Here is a 4,706-nt window from a genome sequence, read left to right as displayed (position 1 = left end):
CGCCCCCCCGCCCGCGCGCGCCCCCCCCGCGCCCCCCCGCCCCCCCGGGGGCCCGGGCCCTGGCTCTGTTTATTGAACTCGGCGTGCTCCTCGGCGCGGCCGAGATCCGCGGCCGTGAGGAACCCGTCGGGGACCAGCCCTCGGTCGTGCTCGCGCAGGGTCACCAGGAACGGCGCGTCCGTGAACGTCCTCAAGTACTGCTGGAAGTAAGGCACTTCCCGGTCCACCAGGAACTCGCGCAGGATCACGTGACCCATGGCCATCGCCAGTGCGCCGTCCGTGCCCGGGTGCGGGGCCAGCCATTCGTCGGCGAACTTGACGTTGTCCGCGTAGTCGGGGCTGACCGCGACGACCTTCGTGCCGTTGTAGCGGGTCTCGGTGAGGAAGTGCGCGTCGGGCGTACGCGTGACGGGGATGTTCGAGCCCCACATCACCAGGTAGCCCGCGTTCCACCAGTCGGCTGCCTCGGGCACGTCCGTCTGGTCGCCGAACACCTGGGGCGAGGCGATGGGCAGATCCGCGTACCAGTCGTAGAACGACAGCAGTGTGCCGCCGATCAGCGACATGAAGCGGGCGCCCGCGGCGAAGGACGCCATCGACATCGCGGGGATCGGGGAGAACCCGGCGACCCGGTCGGGGCCGTACGTCCTGATCGTGTGCACATGCGCGGCGGCGACCAGCTCGCTCACCTCGTCCCAGTCCGCGCGCACCAGGCCGCCCTTGCCACGGGCCCGCTTGTAGGCGCGCGCCTTCGCCGGGTCGCCGGTGATCTCTGCCCAGGCCGCCACCGGGTCGCCGAGCCGTCGGCGGGCCTCGCGCCACAGCTTCAGCAACGCGCCACGCACATACGGGTAGCGGACCCGGCTGGGGGAGTAGGTGTACCAGGAGAAGGACGCACCGCGCGGGCAGCCCCGCGGCTCGTACTCCGGGCAGTCCGTGCCGATCGACGGGTAGTCGGTCGCCTGGTGTTCCCAGGTGATGATGCCGTCCTTGACGTACACCATCCACGAGCAGGACCCGGTGCAGTTCACGCCGTGCGTGGAACGCACCACCTTGTCGTGCGACCAGCGGTCCCGGTAGAAGCCCTCCCACTTCGGGTCGGTCTCGCCGAACACCGCGCGCCCGTCGGCCGACACCTCGCGGCGCGTCAGCAGCCGCCGGGCGGCCAGCGGCCAGCTCTCCGCGGCACGCGGCTGCCGCCGGGACGCGTTCTGATCGTTCTCCATGGCTCAGCACGCTAGGGCGCGCACACCGCGCCGTACGCGGGTCGAGAGTCCCCGCCGGGGTGACCCTTGGGCCCGGTCGGGACCGGCGGAAGAGGGACCAACGGCCCCTGTTCGGGGACCGGTCGGCCGGAGGGGAGGGTGCGCTCCGGGTTGCGGGCCGGCGTTGGCCGAACCGCGGACGCCCGACGGCGCGTACGACCGCATCCCATGTCTGCCGGGCCGCCCCGCCGTCCCCGGCCGGCGCGGGAGTGCCCGGCGCGGAAGCATGGTGACACCTCCAGATGTGGGGAGTCCTCCCGCTGCCGGCCTCGCGCCGTGGCCACCTGTCCGGGAGGGGCCTGACCGGCCGGCGCGCATGGCGCGGACCGTCCGGTTCGGTCGCGCGTCGGACCCCGGCAGGCGGCCGGACGCGACGTCCCTCCTCTGCCCTGCACCGCATGAGGCCGTGCGGCCCGCGGTGCGGGGCCGGTCAACCCTCCTTCCGAACGGGCGGGCGGCGCAGGGTGGAGAGCACGGGGAAGACCTTCGCAAAGGAGCCACGATGCAGATCCGGAATGTCGACGCCACGGCCCTCCAGGCCATGCTGGCCGCCGCGGTGGCGGCGCCGTCGATCCACAACACCCAGCCCTGGCGGTTCGGTCCGGAACCGGGCGGCCGGTCGATCGAGGTCCGTGTCGACCGGGGGCGCCGCCTTCCGGCGACCGATCCCCAACTCCGTGCCCAGCACCTTTCCGTGGGCGCCGCCGTCCTCAACCTCCGTGCGGCCGCCGAGCACTTCGGCTGGACACCCGTGGTCCGGCTGCTCCCCGACGCACTCGACACCGATCTGCTCGCCACGGTGCGGCCGGCCCGACCGGCCGCACCCTGGCAGCTGCCCCTGTACGGCCTGTACGAGGCCGTCGAGCGGCGCCACACGAGCCGGATGCCCTTCACCGGCCGTCCCGTGCCGGAGCCGATCGTCTCGGAGATGACCGGAGCGGCCCGATCCGAGGGCACCCACCTGTACGTTCCGGACATCCTGGAGACCCGGCGCCTGCTGCGCCTGACCCGGGAGGCCGAGGCGCGCAATGCGCGCGATCCGGTCCGGACGGCGGAGAGCCGCACCTGGATCACCGCTCCGGGCGCGGACACCTCCTACGGCATTCCCCTGACCGCCCTGGGCCCTCTGGACGCGTCCGGCCGGATGCCGGTGCGGGACTTCACGGGCGCGCTGCCCGTGCCGCACCCGCCTGCCCTGCGCTTCGAACGGCACGCGCAGGTGGCCCTGTTGTGGACCACCCACGACAGGCGGGAGGACTGGCTGCGGGCGGGCCAGGCCCTGGAGCGTGTGCTGCTCACGGCGACCCTGCGCGGGCTGCGCACGTCGATGCTCCACCAGGCCCTGGAGTGGCCGGACCTCCGGGCCGCGCTGGCAGGGACGAGGCGGCGGTGCTGCCCGCAGATGCTGATCCGGTTCGGGTACGGCCCGGACGGCGGACGCACACCGCGCGCGTCGGCGCGGGCCTGAACCCGTGCCCTTGCCGAGCCTCACCCACGAGCTCGGTCCCGCGAGTCCACCAGCCGCTTCTGACACCCGCTCAGGGCACGGCGCTGCCCCGAGGGCGTCCCGTCACCACCTCGGACTCGATGCGTACGAACGCCGCTTCCCGCAGGGGCATCCACGAGCTTGGGCCGGTCCGCTCCAGGAGCCGGTGCTCGGCCGGCTCGCTCACCACGGTGGCCCGGCCGGTGACGACCACGCTCCAGCCGGACTCCGTCGCCGCGGTGAACTCGTCCGCCTCGCGGCGGCCAGAAGTTGACGGGAAGGACCGCGGGCAGTGCCGTTCTGGAACATCAGCCCATCGTTGCCGGGGGGTGCCGCGAGGGGGCAGGACCGACCGGCCCTCCTGGCCGGCACCGCTCCGGCACTCCCGACTCGGCGGCGGAGCAAGGCAGAAGGACGTACGGCCGCGTGACTGGGGTCAGTCCGCCCGGCGGCAGGGACCCATGGCCCATGCCGCCCACGCGTACGCACGGCGGAGAGTGACTGCGAGGCGCCGCTCCGCCGACAACGGACGCGCGGTCCGGGCGCCCGGAGGCCCAGTACTACCGTGAGAGGACGGACAGGATGGTCTCGCAGTCGAGGGCGCAGGGCGACAGCTCAACTTCGGTCGCCCCGGTGCCCGGCCGGGCGTGGCTGATGCTGGCTCTGGCCACCGTCGGATTCGCCGTGAACTTCTGGGCGTGGGCGCTGCTCAGCCCGCTCGGCCCCCGCTTCAAGGACAGTCTCGCCCTCTCGTCGTTCGAGCAGTCGCTGCTGGTCGCTGTGCCGGTCGTGGTCGGCTCCCTCGGCCGCATCCCGGTCGGTGCGCTCACCGACCGGTTCGGCGGGAGGGTGATGTTCCCCATCGTCTCGGCCATCACCATCCTCCCGGTGCTCTACCTCGGCCTGGCCGGGCACTCCTCGCTCACCGCGCTGCTGGCCGGCGGCTTCTTCCTCGGCATCGGCGGCACCGCGTTCGCCGTGGGCGTGCCCTTCGTCGGCGCCTGGTTCCCGCCCGAACGGCGAGGTCTCGCCATCGGAGTCTTCGGCATGGGCATGGGCGGCACCGCGATCAGCGCTCTGACCACGGTGAGACTGGTCGGCGCGCACGGCATGCGGACACCGTTCCTGATCACCGCGGGCGTGCTCGCCGGATACGCCGTCGTGGCCGCGCTGGTGCTGCGGGATGCGCCCGGACGCCCCGTGCCGACCGAACCACTGGCCCGGCGACTGGCCGACACCCTGCGCCTCGGCATCACCTGGCAGGCGTCGGCGTTGTACGCCGTGGCCTTCGGCGGCTACGTCGCCTTCTCCGTCTACCTGCCCACCTACCTCAAGACCGGCTACGGCCTCACCCAGGCCGACGCGGCCAACCGCATGGCCGGCTTCGTGCTCCTCGCGGTGGCCATGCGGCCGGTCGGCGGCTGGCTGTCGGACCGCGTCGGCCCGGTACGGGTGCTGTCCGCGGCGCTCGGCGTGGTGCTGGCCGGAGCATTGGTGCAGTCACTGACCCCGGCACTGGCACCGGTGGGCACGATCGCCTTCCTGTCGATGGCGGCCGCGCTGGGAGCGGGCAGCGGCGCGGTCTTCGCGCTGGTGGCACTGCTCGCCCCGGCGAACAAGGTCGGCTCGGTCACCGGCGTGGTCGGTGCCGCGGGCGGTCTCGGCGGCTTCGTCCCGCCGCTGGTGATGGGCACGCTGTACGGCACCTACGGCTCCTACGCGGTCGGCCTGGTGCTCCTGGGCCTGGTCGCCGCGGCCGCCCTCGGCTTCACCGGCACGGGCGTCCGCCAGGCGGTCACCCGCCGCGTGTCGACGGCTCGATCCCACTGACGACCCCGAAAGCCCGCGCCCCGCCCATCCCGAGCGGGGGGGGGGGGGTGCCTGCCGGTAAGGGGGTTGTGGGGGGGGGGGTGTTGCGGGCCCTTTTGCGATCGTTGCGCTCGCCCGCGTGCCCG

At 73.6% G+C, this 4,706-nt stretch carries 3 protein-coding genes and 1 pseudogene; 2 read left to right on the top strand and 2 right to left on the bottom strand.

The features are described from left to right. The coding region (locus ACFW2E_RS41720; RefSeq protein WP_384475840.1) for a molybdopterin-dependent oxidoreductase at nucleotides 1–1,226 on the bottom strand (1,226 nt) is incomplete at its 3' end. A 541-nt stretch (nucleotides 1,227–1,767) separates the two neighbouring features. Between ACFW2E_RS41720 and ACFW2E_RS41715 the strand changes: the two genes are divergently transcribed. Continuing rightward, nucleotides 1,768–2,733, top strand: a complete 966-nt coding sequence (locus ACFW2E_RS41715; RefSeq protein WP_384475838.1) for an Acg family FMN-binding oxidoreductase — start codon at nucleotides 1,768–1,770, stop codon at nucleotides 2,731–2,733. A 70-nt stretch (nucleotides 2,734–2,803) separates the two neighbouring features. Here ACFW2E_RS41715 and ACFW2E_RS41710 read toward each other — a convergent pair. Further along, nucleotides 2,804–3,007 (bottom strand): annotated as a pseudogene (locus tag ACFW2E_RS41710) (pyridoxamine 5'-phosphate oxidase family protein); the annotation flags it as partial. A 326-nt stretch (nucleotides 3,008–3,333) separates the two neighbouring features. Here ACFW2E_RS41710 and ACFW2E_RS41705 point away from each other — a divergent pair. Further along, the gene (locus ACFW2E_RS41705) at nucleotides 3,334–4,581 is read left to right on the top strand and encodes a nitrate/nitrite transporter (protein WP_384475836.1); all 1,248 of its coding nucleotides are present in this window, start codon (nucleotides 3,334–3,336) and stop codon (nucleotides 4,579–4,581) included. Nucleotides 4,582–4,706: the final 125 nt, after the last annotated feature.

This window comes from Streptomyces sp. NPDC058964 (assembly GCF_042741275.1).
Classification (GTDB): domain Bacteria; phylum Actinomycetota; class Actinomycetes; order Streptomycetales; family Streptomycetaceae; genus Streptomyces.
This window is presented reverse-complemented; position numbering and strand designations above follow the sequence as displayed.

Excerpts from the sequence above, each read along its gene's own strand:
- ACFW2E_RS41715 (WP_384475838.1), top strand. The coding sequence starts at position 1,768 with ATGCAGATCCGGAATGTCGACGCCACGGCCCTCCAGGCCATGCTGGCC.
- ACFW2E_RS41705 (WP_384475836.1), top strand. The coding sequence starts at position 3,334 with ATGGTCTCGCAGTCGAGGGCGCAGGGCGACAGCTCAACTTCGGTCGCC.